The following is a 19,910-nucleotide window of genomic DNA, read 5'->3' on the forward strand; positions in this document are numbered from 1 at the left end:
ACAATCATGTACAACGAAATTTACAACATGACAATGCCAGAAAAAGTAGAAGCGCTTACACGTGCTCTTGTAAGTATTAACAGCATTAACGGAACAATTGGCGAGGTGGAAGTGGCTAACTTTGTAAAAGAAACTCTTCTTAGCTTTCCCTATTTTCAACAAAACCCATCTCAAGTATGGGAACAGCCGGTTCCAAACGATATACTAGGCCGGAAAAATATTTTTGCTTTAGTCAAAGGGAAAACTGAAACTAAAGATACAATTATTTACCATTCGCATTTGGATACGGTTGGTATTGAAGATTATAGCAACATGAAAAAAGATGCGATGAATCCCGATGCGTTAGAGGATTTTTTCAAAATGTATGAATTTGACAAAGATGTACAAAAAGATGCTCAATCAGGAGAGTGGCTGTTTGGAAGAGGGGCCGTTGATATGCAAAGCGGGATCGCAATACACATTGCAAATGTTCTCCACTTTTCCGAACATCCTGAAGAATTAACGGGTAATATTCTGTTAATGGTGAACCCTGATGAAGAAAGCCAGCATAAGGGAGTGATATCTGCCATTGCTGAGTTGAATCGATTGAAAGAGGAGCAAGGGTTGTCTTATACGGTAGCCATTAATGATGACTTTATTACTCCTTTATACGATAATGACCCTCACCGCTATATTTATACGGGAGCAGCAGGTAAGCTTCTGCCGAGTTTCTATATTTATGGTCGCGAGGCCCACGTAGGTGAAACGTTATCCGGTATTGATCCAAACTTTATTGCGGCTGAGATAACGCGCCGTGTCCATAATAACCTGGATCTAGCCGAAAATATTGACGGTGAATTGGTTCTCCCACCTTCTTGTTTGTATCAACGGGATACAAAAGAATTTTACAATGTTCAAACCGCTACTAGTAGCTACCTCTATTTTAATTACTTTGTTTATAAAGCGACAACGAAAGAAGTCATGGATAAGTTAACTGCTGTAGCATTTGAGGCCTGCAGGGAAACAGAACATGTTCTATTCAAGCATTACAACGATTTTCTCATGCGAACTGGCTTGCCACCGAAGACACTATCCTGGAATATTGAAGTAACGAGTTTGGCCGATTATGTGGATGAGTTGGAAAAGATGGGTATTAATACAGCGGAAAGAATGAAGAAAGTGCTTAATGAGAATGAAAATTTAGAGCCAAGAATGCTTTGCTTCAAAATTGTCGAAGCCTTACAGGAACTTGATCCTAATAAAAAGCCGCGGGTTATCATCTTTTTCGCGCCACCTTATCTTCCGCACAACTATTTAAATCAAGATAATGAGAGGGACGCTAATCTGGAAAATGCGCTTAAAGAAGTATTAGAAGAAGTAGAAAAAGAAACCGACGAAAAGTTTGCGCTGAAAAAGTTCTTCCCCTATTTGGCAGATGGTAGCTTTTTATCATTGCACGAAACTGACGAGGACATCCTGTCGTTATTAAATAATTTCCCAGAATGGGAGTCCATTTATCCTTTGCCTATAAAGGACATTCGTAATCTCAATATTCCGTCTATCAATATCGGGGTATATGGAAAAGACGCTCATAAATGGACAGAACGAGTTTATAAACCTTATACTTTTGGCGTTTTACCTGGACTTTTAAGAGATGTAACTCTTAAGTTATTTAAAAAAAATGAGGGAGTTTTCACTCGGTAATATAATGTTTTCAGAAGATAGGGAGTAGAAAGAAGTTCTTATTCCTTCCTATCATTCCTAATAATTAATGTCTATTAATCATGTGTGTTTTAATAAAAGCTATCGAATTATTTTAAATAGGAGGGGCTGAAAGTTAGAGTAGTTTACTCTATTTCGAGGCTTTTGCAAAAGTAGAAATAACTCCTTTCTTAGAAATGTCTACGAAAGGTGGAATTAACTTTCCTAATATTTTCATGTTTGGTTTTATTAATGATATAAGAAAGAGTGATAATAAATGGGAATGATACACAGGGGAAACGATGAATTAAAGCGTACGATGAAAAGCAGACATTTGTTCATGATTGCACTTGGTGGTGTCATTGGAACTGGATTATTTCTCGGGTCAGGATTTACAATTAGTCAGGCAGGACCCGGAGGAGCCGTTCTTGCTTATGTACTAGGTGGGTTTCTTATGTATCTTGTTATGCTTTGTCTCGGTGAATTAACAGTAGCTATGCCAAATTCAGGCTCTTTTCAAGCATATGCTACGAAATATATTAGTCCTTCAACCGGATTTACGATTGGCTGGCTTTACTGGTTAAGTTGGGCGAATACGATTGGATTAGAATTTACATCTGCAGGTATTCTTATGCAACGTTGGTTTCCGGAAGTTCCTGTTTGGATTTGGTGTATGGTATTCGGTATTATCGTATTCTCAATCAATGCATTGTCCACTCGCAGCTTTGCAGAAACAGAATTTTGGTTTTCAAGCATTAAGGTGACTGCTATTGTTCTCTTTATAATCCTTGGGGGAGCTGCTATGTTTGGTTTCCTTAACTTAAATGGTGATGAATCTGCCCCATTTTTTTCGAATTTTACAGCTGGCGGTGGCCTCTTCCCAAATGGGATTCTCGCCATATTTTTAACAATGGTTACTGTGAACTATTCTTTCCAGGGAACTGAGCTCATTGGCATCGCTGCTGGAGAAAGTGAAAATCCAGACAAGACACTTCCTCGCTCCATTCGAAATATCATTTGGCGTACTATGTTTTTCTTTGTTTTGGCGATGGTTGTACTTGTTGCACTAATACCGTGGAAAACTGCCGGATTAGTTGAAAGTCCGTTTGTTACAGTATTTGATATGATTGGAATTCCATATGCTTCGGACATTATGAATTTTGTTATCCTCACCGCTGTTCTATCTGTAGCCAATTCAGGACTGTATGCAGCATCAAGAATGCTCTGGTCACTTTCTAAAACTGAAATGGCCCCATCTTTGGTAGGTAAATTATCTTCAAAAGGTATTCCGTTGAATGCACTAATTATCACAATATCCATATCAGCACTCTCACTTCTTACTAGTGTCGTGGCTGCAGAAACTGTCTATGTATGGCTTATTTCTATTTCTGGTGTGATTACCATTGTCGTATGGATGTCTATTTGTGCATCACAGTTCTTTTTCCGAAAACGGTTTATAGCAGAAGGTGGAAATGTAAACGATTTAAAATTTAGAACACCTCTTTATCCACTCGTTCCGATTCTTGGATTCGTGTCATACGGTATTGTACTAATTAGCCTTATTTTTATTCCTAATCAAAGACTAGGACTTTACTGTGGTATACCTTTCATGGTAGCCTGCTATATTTATTACCACGTAATAATAAAGAAGAGAAAAAAGCGCAAAACTGGTGAAGACAATGAACTTGGAAAAGCACAATGAGTTTATTGTGGATTACCCGATATACCCTAGAACCATTTTATTTATAGCATCTTAAAGGACACTTTTACATTCTTTAAATATATTGCTACTAACATTTTGAATAGATCATTAGGTCCTGTGTAAAAGAAGATGTTTAGACATTTTTGTCTAAACATCTTCTTTTAATCTTTTTATTAATACTTTTTCAGGGGTAGTCTGCCCGCTTAGAAAACAATTCAGAATGAAAAATTCGAATGCCTTTTTAAAAATTTTTCCAACTGTAACGCAGCGTTATGCCCTTGAATTGGAAACCAACGATAAAAAAATAAGGGTGAGATTTTATAAAGGTAACTAAATTGAAATAGGCAGGGTTAAATATGTCCATTCGAATTTTAAATAGATAGATATGAAAAATTTGAATTATTTATTTATTCCTCCTTTTATTATAATGAAATTAAGTCATTTATATAAAAATTTTCCAATTAATTTGATAGAGAGGTGTGTTTGTATTGTGTATTATTGAAAGGTTTTCAGAAATTCCTACAACATGTATATCAGATACCATGAAAGGACTTAATAACTTATCTCCTACCATTAAGCCAGTTAAAGATGATTATCGAGTTGCAGGGAGAGCTTTTACAGTAAAAATGCCTGTAGGTGATAATCTTGTTGTCTTAAAAGCAATTCGTGAGGCTAAACAAGGGGATGTTTTGGTTATTGATGCAAAAGGAGATACGTATCGAGCGATAGCAGGTGATTTTATTGTTGGTATGGCTCAAACATTGGGGATTAATGGGATTATTGTAGATGGAGTAGTACGCGACCTTGAAGGTATTAAGTCATTGAATTATCCAGTGTTTTGCAAGGGAACAACTATTGCTGCAAGTGGAAAGGCGGGTATGGGTGAAATTAATGTCCCCATTTCCTGCGGTGGGACAACGATACATCCAGGAGACATTGTTGTTGGTGATATTGATGGAGTAGTCGTAATTCCTAAACAGTTAGAAGAAAAAGTTTTGGATCAATCATTAGAAAAACTAGAAAAAGATAATGAGCGAGCAGAGAAAGTTTCAGGTAATCGAGAAGAAATAAGAAAATATCTAGATGAATTTATTTCAAATAAATAGTTTTTTTAAAAAAATGAACATTTGAAGGAATAGAAGGTAACACTCTATCCTTTCAAATGTTTTTTTATGAAATTTAAAGTGAATAAACATTTAAGGTTTTTACAAAATCCACAAATGCCCGGACAACATTCATATCTACTGATTCTTTATAATAAAACATCCATGTTTTTTGGGTTAAGCTATTCCCTTTCTTGTCTTTTAAGTCAATTTTATGAATATCTTTTATGCCATCCAAAAAAAGAGAAGGCATAATAGCATAGCCCAACCCGTTCAAAACCATTTCCTTACAAGTATCACCTTGGTCAACTGACATCGCGATGTATGGAGGCTGGGAATAATGTTCTGCCCACCAATTTTCAATGATTTGCTTATAGAGTTGATCTGTTCGGTAGTCGATTCTAGGGAGATTGGGAAGATCAGATAGGTTTATTTCATTTCTGGATACAATACAAAGCTCTTCTTCAAATAGTAAATGCTTTTCATCCGGCCAACTATAATCTCCGCGGATAAATCCGACATGAGAAACTTGATTATAAACTAAATTGAAAATATCTTTGCTATAGCCTGTGTCTACTTGAAACTCAACATCCGGATGTCGTTCTTTAAACAACTTTAATAAGAGTGGTAACTTATATTTACTAATAAAATTGGAAACACCCAATCTTAACGTTCCAGATACACTATGGTTAAAATTTTCTAGATCTTCTTTAATTTCGCGGAAAGAATTGATCATTTCTTCGGCACGCTTAGCTAAATATTCCCCTTCTGGAGTGAACCGCACTCCTTTTATTCCCCTATCAACAATTTTAACTCCAAATTCCGTTTCAATTTGCTTAAGGCGTTTTGTTAGCGTTGGTTGGGCAATAAATAGGCTTTGTCCGGCCTTTGTAATACTTTTTTCATTAAATAATGTATGTAATATAAGCCAGTCACGATCATCCATTTGCTTTAACTCCCTTAATTTTATCTTTATTTTAAAATTGTGTAACTATTCATGCAACTACACTTGAACAATAACATAAACAGTAAAATTTGAAAAATGACCGATGATTTAATATATAAAAGTTTCATGGCAGCCTATGAAATATTGATATTATTCGCGTAAGGAAATTTAAAATAAAATGAAGTTAATTAGTAATTACCAAAGGGGTTGAACGAAACTTGTTTAGTGGAATTGAAGAACGGTTTAATGTTCGGTCAGAGATTGTCATTACTGGAAAGATATATAGTTATTATCGAATTAAAACATTAGAGGAAAATGGATTAGGTGATATTTCCCAATTACCTTACTCAATAAAAGTATTATTAGAGGCTGCCATCAGAAATTATGACGGTGTAAGTGTAACTGAAGGGCATGTGAGTACATTAGCAAATTGGTCAGTCAAACGAGAACCAAATCAGGAGGTTCCTTTTAAACCTGCACGTGTTCTTCTTCATGATACAACTGGATTACCAGCAATGGTTGACTTAGCCGCGATGCGTGAAACAATGAATCACATCGGCGGGAACGTAACGGATATTAATCCATTAATACCGGTAGATCTTGTAGTTGACCACTCCGTAACTGTTGACTATTTCGGCAGACAGGATGCGATGCAGCTAAATGAAAAGGTTAATTTTGAAAGAAACATGGAACGTTTTCGTTTTCTCCGCTGGGCTCAGGGCTCCTTTAATAATTTTTCTGTAGTTCCTCCAGCAACGGGGATCATGCATCAAATTAATATGGAGTATCTATCATCAGTCGCAGCCACAAAGGAGGATTGTGGTACAACATTAGTGTATCCAGATTCACTTGTAGGAACCGATTCACATACAACAATGGTAAATGGACTAGGTGTGGTGGCTTGGGGAGTTGGAGGAATTGAAGCAGAAGCGGCAATGTTAGGTCAGCCAGTCTATTTTGTTATTCCTGAAGTAGTTGGATTCAAATTAACAGGATCACTCCAGGAAGGTGCAACTGCAACGGATGTTGCACTAACAGTTACAAGTCTCCTTAGAAGAAAAGGGGTTGTAGGTAAGTTCGTAGAATTTTTTGGACCTGGAGTAGGGGAAATGAGTATAGCTGACCGTGCAACTGTTGCCAACATGGCACCAGAGTATGGTGCGACAATGGGCTTCTTTCCTGTAGATCAGGAAACTTTGAACTATTTGAGGGTAATTGGTCGCAGTGAAGAGCAAATAACGTTAGTTGAGGCTTATTATAAAGCCCAAGGTATGTTTATGGAAAAAGATAGCTCTGAACCCGTTTATTCTGACTTAGTTGAACTCGATTTATCTACGATAAAACCATGCCTTGCAGGACCTAAACGCCCTCAGGATAAAGTGGAATTGACTGAGATGAAACAAAATTTTAATGAAGTCGCCCGTTCACCGATTGAAAAAGGTGGCTATGGATTGAATGAACTTGATTTAACAAAAGAGGTCCAAATTGAGCATGTTGTTAATGGAGAATCTGTAATTAAAAATGGATCAGTTGTTCTGGCAGCTATAACAAGCTGTACAAATACATCAAATCCGTCTGTATTGATCATGGCAGGTCTTGTGGCCAAAAAGGCTGTGGAAAAGGGGCTGCAAATACCTGCTTATGTGAAGACCTCGTTGACACCAGGATCACGTGTTGTAACAGACTACTTAGCGGAATCAGGGCTTTTAAGACATCTTGAAACACTTGGCTTCCATATAGCAGGGTACGGTTGTGCAACTTGTATAGGTAATTCAGGACCGCTTATTCCTGAAGTCAGCAAAGCAATTGTGGATCACGATTTAGTTGTCGCCGGTGTACTATCGGGTAATAGAAACTTTGAAGGCCGCGTTCATCCTCAGATTAAAGCAAATTATTTGGCATCACCGCCATTAGTTATTGCATATGCACTTGCAGGAACGGTTGATATTGATTTTTCAAGTCAACCCATTGGTTATAATCAAGCAAACCAGCCTGTTTATTTGCGAGACATTTGGCCTTCTTCAATAGAAATTGGGGAATTGTTAAATAATTCTGTTCGACCTGAATTATTCAGAGAAAGATATAAACGGGTATACGATGGAAATGTAAATTGGAACTCGATTCATATTCCTGAAGGGAATTTATATGATTGGGATCAATCTTCAACATACATTCAAGAGCCGCCGTTCTTTAAAGATCTTCCAGTGCAGCCTGCAGATATAAAGGAAATTAAAGGTGCCCGTCTAATTGCAAAGCTTGGTGATTCAGTAACTACTGATCATTTATCTCCTTCTGGAGCAATTAAGCCGGATAGTGCTTCAGGAATCTATTTACAACAGCAAGGAGTGAAAATTAAAGATTTCAACTCTTATCCATCGCGACGTGGGAATCATGAGGTTATGATTCGAGCGGCATTAGCTAATCTAAGAATTCGAAATCAATTAGTCCCTGGATCTGAGGGAGGCGTTACTAGATGCTTTCAAACGAATGAAATTACATCCATCTATGAAGCTTCCTTAAAGTATCAGGAAAATGGTACGCCATTATTTATAATTGCTGGTAAAGAATACGGTACTGGAAGTTCTCGTGACTGGGCTGCAAAAGGACCATATCTTCTTGGGGTAAAAGCAGTTATTGCAGAAAGTTTTGAGCGTATTCATCGAAATAACTTAGTTGGAATGGGTGTTCTTCCTCTTCAATTTTTAGAAGGCCAAAATGCCTCATCTCTTAATATTATTGGAAATGAAACGTTTGAGACTGTTGGTATGAGTAATGAAATTAAACCGGGTCAATTGATAAAAATAAAAGTGATTCGTGAAGATGGCAGTTCCTTTGAATTTGAAGTTATTGTTCGTCTTGATAGTTCGATAGATATTCTTTACTACCATAATGGAGGGATTATGCAAACTGTTATACGCCAATTGGTTAAAAAAGAAGAAGGCAGTTTAGAACCAGAAGTCTTCCATAAATAATTATGGGATTCATTTTTTAATGGAGATTCAAGCAGTCATTTAGTCTTGGATTTCCGATTTTTCTCATAAATGTACTTTTATTAATCGTAGGTAAATTAGATTGTAAGCGATTTCAATTGATCAGGGGGGATTTGGTGATTGCTTTATTAGGCTTTTTAATGATGATATGTTTTATCTTTTTTATAGTCACAAGAAGGATGTCTGCTTTGACAGCACTGATTGTTATTCCGCTACTCTTTGCTATAGTCGGAGGATTTGGAAAAGATTTAGGCCCCATGGTATTAGAAGGATTAATGGGTGTAGCTCCTACAGGAATTATGCTAATGTTTGCAGTCATGTATTTCGGGATAATGATTGAAGCTGGATTGTTTGAGCCACTAATATCTAAAATTCTTACTATTGTCAAAGGCGATCCTTTGAAAGTAGTGATTGGCACAGCTGTTCTTTCAAGTCTAGTTGCTTTAGATGGAGATGGTACAACAACCTATATAATAACGGTGTCAGCGATGTTGCCTCTTTATATCCGTTTAGGTATTAATCCACTCATCTTAACATGTGTATCAATGATGGCCTTTGGGGTGATGAACATTCTTCCATGGGGAGGACCTACTGCAAGAGCAATTAGTGCACTGAAACTTGATGCGAATGAAGTTTTTCTTCCTCTTGTACCAGTAATGTTAGGTGGTTTTCTATGGGTATTGTTCACGGCATATGTTTTGGGCAAAAAAGAACGTAAAAGATTAGGGATTCTTGATCTTGATTTGTCACAGCATTTTCTAGCAAATCAAGAGCAAGCCTCGGCGGTAGAAATAGATTTAAAACGGCCAAAATTTATATGGTTCAATCTATTGTTAACGCTTTCACTCATTGTTGCTCTTGTCCTAGGCGTCCTACCTCTACCGGTATTGTTTATCATGGCATTCTCACTGGCTTTATTAGTTAATTACCCTAATTTAGAAGTACAAAAGAAAGTGCTTTCTTCTCACGCTGACAGTGTAGTAATTGTTGTTGCTTTAATTTTTGCCTCGGGTGTTTTTACAGGAATTCTGTCGGGAACACACATGGTTGATGAAATGGCTAACAGTCTAATTTCAATAATACCTGAGCAACTGGGTTCATCTTTTGCGCTCATTACAGCAATTACAAGTCTTCCTCTAACATACGTAATGGCAAATGATCCTTATTATTTTGGAGTATTACCTATTATAGCTAAAACCGCCGCGGCATACGGAGTGGACCCAGTTGAAGTTGCACGAGCTTCTGTGCTGGGGCAACCGATTCATGCGATGAGTCCTTTAATTGCTTCGACTCATTTATTGGTAGGGATGGCAAAGGTGGATTTTGGTAAACATCAAAAGTTTATTTTAAAGTGGGCAGTAGGAACATGTGTAGTCATGATTCTTATTGCTTTAATCACAGGAGCTATTTCTTTATAGAGTTTATTCCAGGGAGCGATTCTTTACTCGTATGTAATAAAAGGGTGAATGAGGGCCAACCTACGATAGTACTGAAAGCAGTAAATCATTGCGAGTAGCAACCTATCACGCTCTGACAGCACAACAAGACTACAAGCAAGCCAAGGAGTACAGGGCTATGGTAGAGACAAAGAGAAAATCCCAAGATCAGGAATATATATGTCTCGTAGCGAAGTCAAGACCAAGCAGGCCAAACAATGATTGCGTTTTTTTAGGTGAATGGGAGCCATCTAAGTAAATTAAGGAAGGCAGCTAGAACCCCGCGAGTCGTAACCTATGCTAGTTCACAAGTACTTTGCAATCTCTAATTGGTATAGAAAATCCACTATATAAAACGTTACAAGCTTAGCACCTTAAACAGGTGCTTTTTTATTTGCTACCATACATATACCTAGATTTTTCTATCGAATAAATTAAAGATAAAAATCAACTTCTTAACTAAATACTCGACCAGACCGAAATTTATTAAAATTGATTTTATCTAAAAACTGAAAGATAAAAGGAAAATATATATTGGTTGACAATATCAATAAATAACTATAATATCGGTATATCGTAATATTGCGATTAACTCATCGGATTAGTCTTTCCGATAGACGAATAACTCAAACAAAAATATCGGTATATTGGGATTTACCGATAATAAATTGTTGTTCGAACTAATAAATAATAGAAAGGAGAAAACTAATGAAAATTAGTTTATTAGATCAAACTCAGTTATTAGAAGGCATTTCAGCAGAAGAAGGTTTTGCACAATCGGTTGAGTTGGCAAAATACGTTGATAAGTTAGGATACCACCGTTACTGGTTATCAGAACATCATAGTACAGATGCGTTAGCTGGAGCTTCTCCTGAAATTCTTGCTAGCCATTTGTTAGCTAAAACAGATAATATAAAAGTAGGTACTGGTGGTGTTATGTTACCACACTATAGTTCATACAAAGTAGCAGAGAACTTTAAGGTGATGGGTGCACTCGCTCCAGGTAGGGTAGATATTGGTGTAGGACGTGCACCTGGTGGTCATCATTTATCATCTATAGCCTTGCAAGGTGAAAGAGCTAGAAATGTTGATATTTTCCCTGAACAAATTGATCAACTGTTAGAATATCTACAGGACAGGTTGCCTGATACCCATCCTTTAAGAGGTTTAGAAACAACACCTGTAATAGAGAAAAAACCGGATTTATGGATACTTGGTACAAGTAATTCTTCAGCCCTTTTAGCTGCAGAAAAAGGATTACCTTATGCCTTTGCGCAATTCATTAACTATCAGCCAGGTGGAATGGAACAGGCATTAAAGTTATATGTCGATAACTTTAAACCATCAAAATATTTAGATAAGCCACAAGTATTGGTAACCATGAAGACTATTGTTGCAGACACCGATGAAGAAGCAGAAAAAATTGCCGAAAGTGCATTGCGGTTTAATTACTACTTACACCGCGGGCGACTTACACGTCTAGTAGATCCAGAAAGAGCATTGTCACATGTAATAAATCCGTCTGAAAAACGAGAAATAGAAACTGTCAAAGAAACCTATATTATTGGTTCTAAAGAAACTGTAGCTCAAAAAATAAAGGAATTAACGAATAAGTTCTCTATTGATGAACTAATGGCGATTACTCCTATTTATGATTTTGAAAAACGAAAACGCTCCTTTAAATTGTTAAAAGAAGCTGTTAGGGAATAATTATCTTCCTCATTGGCCTCTTTTTGAACTTACATGCTGAAATGTAATTTTTTCTAAAAGGAGAGTATCTTGTCTAAAGAAAGGATGCTGGTTAATGATGGGAAATCAACAAGAGATGAATGATGAAAAATTAGTAGATATGTTTAAAGCATTATCAAATGCAACTAGGTTGAAAATTTTAAAAATGCTAAAAGAGCCGGAAAAAAATTTTCCTCCTCAAGTCCATATCCATAAGGGAGACGATTTCTTAGGAGGGGTTTGTGTGGGCGATATACGAGATAAGATAGGCCTGGGGCAGTCAACGACTTCTCAATATTTAGCGCTGTTGCTGCAAAGCGGTCTTTTAGAGATGAAACGAATTGGCCAGTGGACCTATTACCGTAGAAATGAAGAAGTGATTAAACAATTAGAAGGTTTTATCGGTAAAAACCTGTAATATGATAGGAGGGATTATATGAGTCTCGAACAGCATAGGGCCTTTAATCGGATGTATCAAAGAGATAAAATGACTCTTGGGTTTTTAACACCTTTTGAACCGATGACAAATCAGCCTCCAAGAATGGAAAATACAGTCGAACTCGCTCGTAAAATAGAAAATTTAGGGTTTTCAGCAATTTGGTTGCGGGATGTTACAATGCATGACTTTAATTCCAACGATCATGGGCAACTTTATGATCTATGGATTTATTTAACTTACCTAGCTGCTCATACAAATCATATTGCAATAGGAACATCAAGTGTGGTTCTTCCGTTGCGTCATCCCGTTCGAGCAGCAAAAGAAGCAACGTCTGTCGACCGGTTGTTTCCTGACCGCCTAATTATGGGAGTAGCTTCAGGAGACCGACAAAAAGATTTTACTGCTTTAGGAATAGAGAGAGAAGAGAGAGGTCGCATATTTAAACAGAGTTTTGATTTCCTTAATCGATTGCTTAAGGAAGAACACCCAACGATTGATTCTACCCTAGGTGTCATAGAAGGCAGGAGTATGAAATTAATGCCAAACCCTGTTACCAGCATTCCAACAATGGTGACAGGGTTTAGCCAGCAATCCATTGAGTGGATTGCAGAAAACGGGGACGGCTGGATTCAATACCCACGCAGTATTGAAGAGCAAGCCTCATTAATTCGAAATTATCGTGCACTAGCAAACATAAAAAGCCCGGGAGCATTTAAACCGTTTACGCAAACTTTATATATCGATTTATCTGAAAATCCCGATGAAAGACCATCGCAAATTCCGTTGGGTTATCGTCTAGGAAGAAACCACTTATTGGAATTATTATTTCAATTTCAAAAAATCGGAGTGAATCATTTGGCATTCGTCCCTTATTTTGCTAGACGGCCAATGGAAGAGATGATTCAGGAAATTGGAGAAGAAATCTTACCCCATTTTCCTACACATGATTGATGATACTACTTTGAGAAAATTGATAGGAGTGAGAAATAAAGTGAATATAACTAATAATTTTAACACTGAATTCAGTGAATATGGCTCTAATCGTGCTGATATTGAACATATCTTTCTCACGTTTTCAAAGGCCCTTGAGTTAAATGATATATCTTCGATTAAAAATTACTTTACACGAGATGCAGAAGCGAATTTTAGCCATTTAGGTCAATTTAAGGGTATTGATGCAATCGAAGCAGGTTTGAATTATAGTGGACCTGAACTCGATTTGGTAAGGTATAAAATAACTAATTCATACGTAGCTGTATCTGATGATCGTGCTCAACAAAGTGTGTACCTTATGGGTGTTCTCGCTAATGATAGCGGAAATGGAGTACTTGACAGTTTTTTATTCGGTGGCCATTTTGTGAACACGTATGTACGTACCATTGAGGGTTGGAAAATTTCACATCTTCGGTTTGAACTCGATTGGCAGAGCGGCAACAAAAACTATGTAATGAATTGGAAGTTGGCTGATGGTACGGTCGGTTGGCATCAGAAAAAAGTAGCTCCGACAATACTAAGCGAGTTAGATGCACCTTGGATAGTTTTTCCAAATCCTGACGAGCGTGGGACTGACGAAGAGCAGGTCGCTGAAACGTATATTCGCTATTCATGGGCATTGGACCAAGCTGACTTTAGCTTACTGACAACTGTATTTACTGAGGATGCAAAAGCAGACATGTCTCCATTTGGCCCTATGAATGGACGTAAGGAGATTGTCAGTTTGTTGAAAATCTTGCGTTCGGGACAACCCTACATGCAACACGCAGCTACAAATTTTCGTGTTAACGTTACCGGAGATACTGCGACAATGGATATCTATCGAGTTGTTCCATTCATCCCGAATAGGGAGACCTTAGATGCTACGATTTTTGGTGCTCGTTATGAAAGTCGACTACGCCGTGATGGGGGGGTATGGAAGTTCGAGTGGCTTCGCTATATTCCAGGTTGGATTCACGGGGACAAAAGTTTTTAGGAACAAATACTTTATAGACCTATTTACGTTCTTACAAAAGCAGAAACATTACTTTAAAAGTTAGAGTTAAAGTAAATATATTCGGAGTGTATAATTATGAACGAGGTACAAGAGAATATTGTAAATATCGGTTTGGTATAAATCGTGGCGTCTTTATGTTTTCTTAAGCACGTATACGGTGATGAAAAAGATTATGGAAAATTTGGGAAATAAGGATTAGTAATTAAACTTCACAAGTTTTGGATAAACATAAATAAAACACAAACTTGAATGTTTCTCCTTTGTTTTATTACCTTGTCATATAAGGGAGATCATAAGTATAAGCATTTTTATCGATAAACTTTCATTGTCTGTATAATAGGTTATTTCTTTTAGCTTCCACTCTTTCTATATAAACATTATAAAGATATGCTAGACGAGATGAACAGACGTGATGCCTGCAACCTGAACGAGTTGCCCGCTAAAGTAATGTATAAAGAGGGGATCAGACAAAATTACATGCATGTGCATACATGCGATTAGATTGGAGAATATTCATGAAGGTACTATTTTATTTTTTAGCCCTTGTAGCAGGTGCTTCATTAAGTATTGAAGGGGCAATAGGGGGAACATTAGGACGAAATATAGGTGCGATAGAAACCACCTTATTTATGTTTACTATAGGGTTTATGACTATATTATTAATTACGTTGTTCTTTGGTAAAGGTGATTTAAGTCAGGTTTTCAAAGTACCAAAGTGGAAATTGCTTGGTGGTAGTTTAGGAAGTTTCTATAATCTGATGCTTGTCATTAGTGTGCCAATCATTGGAGTAGGAATTTCAGTTATTGCTGCTCTTGCTGGGCAGATCGTTATGAGTACAATGATAGAACATCATGGGTGGCTCAGATCCTCCAAAATTAAATTCAATAAAAATAAAGGTATTGCGATTGTATTAATAGCTGTATCGCTCTATCTTGTAAATTAAAAGGAGAGGTATCTTATGAGTATTCTTATTGTTATTCTTACGCTTATATCCGGAGCAGTTTTAGCAACACAGGCCCCAATTAATGCAGCTTTTGCAGCAAAAGCAGGATCGTTTGAAAGTACATTGGTTAACTACTTCTTTGGAACTGTAATAATGGTGATTGTAGTGGTTCTTTTTGGAAAGGTAGATATGATTGCTATTTCTGAAGCACCTACTTGGCAGCTTTTATGTGCTTTTTTTGGATTAGTATACGTATTACTATCGATTATTACTGTTCCAAAAATTGGAGTAGGTGCTGTCGTTATTTCGGTTATTATTGGTCAATTAGTAACTGGCATGGTAGTTGATAACTTTGGATGGTTTGGAAATGCGGTCATTCAATTTGATATGAAACGTTTAGCAGGTTTAGTACTAATGTTTATAGCACTTTATTTTACTCTGAAAACTGAACCTAAAACGCAACGGGCTCAAGAACAAAAAGCGGCATAATGATTCGAGACATAAAAGAACTAAAAAGTGAATGAGGAGAAATGAAAGAAAGGCTTTACACATTATAATTCTAACATATGGGGAAGCCCTGATGAGTATCAGGATGGAATATATGGGACTTTTAGATTACTTCAATTGTTATTGAACTGCATTAGTTGGAAATCAGAGCTGTCTTTAAGGCAGCTCTTTCTTTATGCAACTATCGATGCAGTTTAGTGCAATAAGGACTTTAAATGGCTATATAAAACAAAGAGGACCAGGTATTTTTCTATTAATGCAAACTATTTTTTCATATGCTGAACTCCCTTTCCACGCTCACCTCGGTTCTCCTATACCCGAATGTAAGATGTTGCGAATATAAAAAATGAATAAATATATTCCCTTTTTAAAAAAAATGATTTACAATCATTCGTTTTGTTGGTAAGATTTGTTTTAATAAATAATTTGAAAAATTCAGTTATTTATCGTTTTAAAACAGAAAATTTTAAAACTAAAAGGAGAGGTAAATAAAATGGAGGCAATTGATTACAATTTAAAGCCGAAAGTAAAAAAATTCTTGGAAGGATTTATCGGTCTTTATATTAATGGAGAATACGTACCAGCGGTTAATGGAGAAACATTCGATGTCATTAACCCTGCTAATGAAGAAGTGATTGCACAAGTTAGCGAAGCACAAACTGAAGATATCGATATTGCAGTAAGAGCTGCAAGAAAAGCATTCGATGAAGGTGAATGGTCAGAAATGAAAGCGGCTACACGTTCGCATCTTCTTTATAAGTTCGCAGATCTTTTGGAGGAAAACCGTGAAGAGCTTGCGCAACTTGAGTCCCTTGATAACGGTAAGCCATATAAAGTCGCACTAACAGATGATGTTGATGGATCAATCCAACACTTCAGGTATTACTCTGGTTTCGCAACGAAAATCCAAGGAAAAACGACACAAGTATCGCCGGAATATGTGAATTACACTGTGCATGAACCTGTTGGGGTTGTAGGCCAGATTATTCCTTGGAACTTTCCTCTTTTAATGGCTGCTTGGAAGCTGGGATCAGCTCTGGCTGTTGGTTGTACAGTGGTTATTAAACCAGCAAGTGAAACACCACTTTCTCTGCTCTATATAGCAAAGCTGTTCAAAGAAGCTGGTTTTCCAGACGGCGTTGTTAACATCACTCCTGGCTCCGGTAGAGTTGCTGGAGAAGCAATTATCACTCATAAAATGGTGGACAAATTGTCGTTCACTGGATCAACAGCTGTCGGAAAAGAAGTCATGAAGAAAGCGGCAGATCAAATCAAAGGAGTCACGCTCGAACTTGGTGGTAAATCACCGGCAATCATCCTGGAGGACGCCAACCTAGAAGAGGCAATTGAAGGGGCATTCAATGGTACGATGTACAACCATGGTCAAAACTGTAGTGCTTGTACACGTATCTATGTTCATCGTAAACATTACGAACAGGTAGTGCAGGCATTGGCAGAACGTGTGAACATGTTGAAACTGGGCCCGGGAATGGATCCGGAAACAGATATGGGTCCCCTTGTCTCAGCAAAACAGCAACAAACTGTTCTTGGCTACATCGAGCAAGGAAAAAGGGAAGGCGCACGTCTTGTTACGGGAGACGAAAAAGCATTTAATAAAGGTTATTTTGTTCAACCAGCGATCTTTGCTGATGTAGAAGATGACATGGCCATAGCGCGTGAAGAAATCTTTGGTCCAGTAATGTCGGTTTTGGTTTTTGATACTGTTGAAGAAGTTATTAAAAGGACAAATGATAGTGATTATGGTTTAGCAGCTAGTATTTGGACAGAAAATATCAAAACCGGTCACTATATTTCCCGTAAACTACAAGCCGGTACAGTTTGGATTAATGATGTTGGTCTTGAGTGGGAGTCAATGCCGTTCGGCGGTTACAAACAATCTGGCATTGGACGCGAAATGGGCGGAGAGTATGGCTTAGAGAACTACACGGAAGTGAAAAGTGTATATGTGAATATTAAACAAAAGTAGACATGGGAATTTTAAAATCATGTAAATCCGTTATAGCTACACACCTATATAGATAGATGTAGCTTTTCCAATAAAGAAATCAATTGGTAGAAATTTTGTTTAATTAACATTTATGAGGAGGATAATTATGTATAAACCTTTTGGAATGATTCCAGCTTTGCCAACACCTATGAATGAGGATAAAAGTATTGATTTTAAGGGGCTTGAACAGCTAATAGGACATTTGATAGATGGAGGAATGAACTGTCTTTTAGTGGGAGGAAGTACTGGAGAATACTCACTAATGAGCATGGAAGAACGAAAAGAAGTAATTAAATTTGTGTGTGAAACATCAAACGGCAGATTACCTGTCATGGCGGGGACAGGATGCCATCGAACAGAAGATACAATTGAACTTACTAAATACGCAGCCGAAGTTGGTGCAGATTGTGCCTTGGTCATTAATCCTTATTATATGACAACTAGCAGACAAGGAATCATTGATCATTACAAGGCAGTAGCGGAAAACTCTAGCATTGGAATTGTAATCTATCATTATCCGGATGCTACAGGCGTTGAACTTGATCCAGAATTAATTAATGAAATAAGTCAAATAGATGGAATTGTCGGTATTAAAAATACTGCCGATGGACAGCATACCTCTAAGCTTATTGCATTGACTAAAGACAATCCGAACTTTGCGGTCCTAACTGGATTTGAGCATTTAATCTTACCTACATTGGCATTAGGGGGACATGGTGCTATTGGAGTAGTCCACAACTTGGCTCCGAAAAAAATAGCAAAACTATATGATTTGATCGTAAATGAAAACAACTTAAAAGAAGCGACTAAATTAAATCAGGAATTGCTAGTTTTATATAATGCTATTGAAGAAGAAACGATTCCAGGAACAGTAAAGGCAGGCTTGGAAGCACTAGGATTATCAGGAGGATCAAGTAGATTACCGTTAGTGCCTGCTTCCGAAAAGTTCAAGTCAAAAATTGAAACAGTATTAAATGAATTAGGGGAACTAGGAGTGAAACAGCATTAATTGAATGATAAATACACAAGATGGGAGGAAATCCAATGAAAGATGTAATTATAATAGGCGGCGGACTTGCTGGTTTGTCTGCTGCCTGGCGCCTACAACACCATGATATTTTACTTTTGGAATCCGATGATCGTATTGGTGGGCGTGTACGATCTGAACGCCGAGGAGATTATTGGTTAAATTGGGGCGGACATCTATATGCTGGAGCTGGTTCAGCTACAGATGAATTATTTCAATCTGTAGGAATAACTGCATTACCTGTACCAGGAATTTTAACTGCAATGTCTTTGAATGGGAAGTTGCTTTTAGATGGTCCAGTTGAACTGTATCCATTTAGGGCCCCTATGGCATGGAAAGCTAGATTTGCTATGATACGTGCAGGTGCTAAAGTGCGTGCAGCTGTTATCAAGTATGGCAAAGTAGCAAAAAAACGTCCGGGAGAGGACTATAGAGTTCGACAACAACGAATTTTAGAATTTATGGGTGATCAAACCTTTGCCGAATTTACTGGTAAATTACCACCGGATGCAGATGCAATTTTTAGACCTACAGTTAGCCGTTCGACCGGCAGTCCTGAGACAATGACTGCAGGATCAGGTGTAGGATATTTCCACACTGTATGGAACAAAGATGATGGGTTAGGGAGAAATATTGTTGGGGGAGCATCAACGCTTACGAACACGATTGCAACAACATTAGGTGAACGGGCTCAACTAAATGCAAAAGTTTCAGAGGTTCTTCAGAAAGAAGACTCTGTTGTCGTACACTATACTCAAAATGGCGTGAAGCATGTGGTGGAAGCACGTTATGCAGTCCTCGCGACTCCTGCCACAATTACAAAAAAAATAGCGAAAAACATTGACCCGGAAATCGCAGACGCTCTTGGTCAGGTTAAATATGGTCCACATGTTAGTGCAGCATTTTTAACAAATGAAACAGGACCTCAAGTTTGGGATAATGTATATTCTTTTGCTACGCCTAAAAGGTCATTTGACATTATTCTTCATCAATCTAATCTAGTCCGTTCAATAGAAACTGAGAGACAGCCAGGTAGTAGTCTTATGACATTTTCACCGGGGGAAAGCGGGCGGCGGCTAATTGATAAATCTAATGAGGAAATCATTCAAATATATTTGAAGGATTTAAATGAAATATTTCCTGGTTTTAGTGATCATGTAGTGGAGGCTCACGTAGAAAAATTTCCATTCGGATCAGCTTATATTTTCCCAGGTCGTGCAGAAATACAACCAGTTTTAACAAAATCTGCGGGCCGATTGTTCTTAGCAGGTGATTATTTAGGCTCCTATTATACTGAAACAGCTATTCAAACAGGATTCACTGCAGCCCAGAGTATTAATAGCTTCCTGGATTTCGAGCTTCCTGCATCCCAAAAAGAGCAGAAATTCAAGACTGTAGTTTCTAATTAAT

At 37.5% G+C, this 19,910-nt stretch carries 15 protein-coding genes; 14 read left to right on the forward strand and 1 reads right to left on the reverse strand.

The window, feature by feature from the left end:
- The first annotated feature begins 6 nt into the window (after window positions 1–6).
- The 3 genes from BW986_RS26350 to BW986_RS26360 all read left to right on the forward strand — a co-directional run bounded on the left by BW986_RS26350 (window position 7) and on the right by BW986_RS26360 (window position 4,488).
- Window positions 7–1,683 carry a M20/M25/M40 family metallo-hydrolase gene (locus BW986_RS26350; RefSeq protein WP_076372397.1) on the forward strand — a complete coding sequence of 559 codons (1,677 nt, stop codon included), beginning with the start codon at window positions 7–9 and terminating at the stop codon, window positions 1,681–1,683.
- A gap of 274 nt (window positions 1,684–1,957) precedes the next feature.
- On the forward strand, window positions 1,958–3,382 hold the full coding sequence (locus BW986_RS26355) for an amino acid permease (protein WP_076372399.1): 1,425 nt from the start codon (window positions 1,958–1,960) through the stop codon (window positions 3,380–3,382).
- 542 nt (window positions 3,383–3,924) lie between these two features.
- The gene (locus BW986_RS26360) at window positions 3,925–4,488 is read left to right on the forward strand and encodes an RraA family protein (RefSeq protein WP_142244755.1); all 564 of its coding nucleotides are present in this window, start codon (window positions 3,925–3,927) and stop codon (window positions 4,486–4,488) included.
- A gap of 73 nt (window positions 4,489–4,561) precedes the next feature.
- On the opposite strand, the gene BW986_RS26365 is transcribed toward BW986_RS26360, so the two are convergent.
- Entirely contained in the window at window positions 4,562–5,431 is an 870-nt protein-coding gene (locus tag BW986_RS26365) for a LysR family transcriptional regulator (protein WP_076372403.1), read from the reverse strand.
- A gap of 218 nt (window positions 5,432–5,649) precedes the next feature.
- Here BW986_RS26365 and acnA point away from each other — a divergent pair, with 218 nt between their 5' ends.
- The 11 genes from acnA (at window position 5,650) to BW986_RS26420 (ending at window position 19,909) form a co-directional block, all read left to right on the forward strand.
- Entirely contained in the window at window positions 5,650–8,403 is a 2,754-nt protein-coding gene (acnA, locus tag BW986_RS26370; RefSeq protein ID WP_260321000.1) for an aconitate hydratase AcnA, read from the forward strand.
- 134 nt (window positions 8,404–8,537) lie between these two features.
- Window positions 8,538–9,839 (forward strand): CitMHS family transporter, encoded by a 1,302-nt coding sequence (locus BW986_RS26375; RefSeq protein WP_076372405.1) that lies wholly within the window; start codon window positions 8,538–8,540, stop codon window positions 9,837–9,839.
- 726 nt (window positions 9,840–10,565) lie between these two features.
- A complete protein-coding gene (locus BW986_RS26380) occupies window positions 10,566–11,567 on the forward strand; it encodes an LLM class flavin-dependent oxidoreductase (RefSeq protein ID WP_076372407.1) in 1,002 nt (333 codons plus the stop codon).
- 115 nt (window positions 11,568–11,682) lie between these two features.
- Entirely contained in the window at window positions 11,683–12,003 is a 321-nt protein-coding gene (locus BW986_RS26385) for an ArsR/SmtB family transcription factor (protein WP_076372533.1), read from the forward strand.
- 18 nt (window positions 12,004–12,021) lie between these two features.
- Window positions 12,022–12,975, forward strand: a complete 954-nt coding sequence (locus tag BW986_RS26390) for a TIGR03571 family LLM class oxidoreductase (RefSeq protein WP_076372409.1) — start codon at window positions 12,022–12,024, stop codon at window positions 12,973–12,975.
- A 40-nt stretch (window positions 12,976–13,015) separates the two neighbouring features.
- A complete protein-coding gene (locus BW986_RS26395) occupies window positions 13,016–13,993 on the forward strand; it encodes a nuclear transport factor 2 family protein (RefSeq protein ID WP_179086176.1) in 978 nt (325 codons plus the stop codon).
- Window positions 13,994–14,529: 536 nt separating this feature from the next.
- Window positions 14,530–14,958, forward strand: a complete 429-nt coding sequence (locus BW986_RS26400; protein ID WP_076372413.1) for a DMT family transporter — start codon at window positions 14,530–14,532, stop codon at window positions 14,956–14,958.
- Window positions 14,959–14,973: 15 nt separating this feature from the next.
- Entirely contained in the window at window positions 14,974–15,447 is a 474-nt protein-coding gene (locus BW986_RS26405) for a DMT family transporter (protein ID WP_076372415.1), read from the forward strand.
- A 511-nt stretch (window positions 15,448–15,958) separates the two neighbouring features.
- Complete coding sequence (locus BW986_RS26410; protein WP_076372417.1) at window positions 15,959–17,452, forward strand: aldehyde dehydrogenase family protein; 1,494 nt, start codon at window positions 15,959–15,961, stop codon at window positions 17,450–17,452.
- A 127-nt stretch (window positions 17,453–17,579) separates the two neighbouring features.
- Window positions 17,580–18,482 (forward strand): 4-hydroxy-tetrahydrodipicolinate synthase, encoded by a 903-nt coding sequence (dapA, locus tag BW986_RS26415; RefSeq protein WP_076372419.1) that lies wholly within the window; start codon window positions 17,580–17,582, stop codon window positions 18,480–18,482.
- A gap of 35 nt (window positions 18,483–18,517) precedes the next feature.
- Window positions 18,518–19,909: a flavin monoamine oxidase family protein gene (locus BW986_RS26420; RefSeq protein WP_076372421.1), complete on the forward strand. Its 1,392-nt coding sequence runs from the start codon at window positions 18,518–18,520 to the stop codon at window positions 19,907–19,909.
- Window position 19,910 lies beyond the last annotated feature (1 nt).

Origin of the sequence: Peribacillus simplex, assembly GCF_900156045.1 — a bacterium.
GTDB lineage: Bacteria > Bacillota > Bacilli > Bacillales > DSM-1321 > Peribacillus > Peribacillus simplex_D.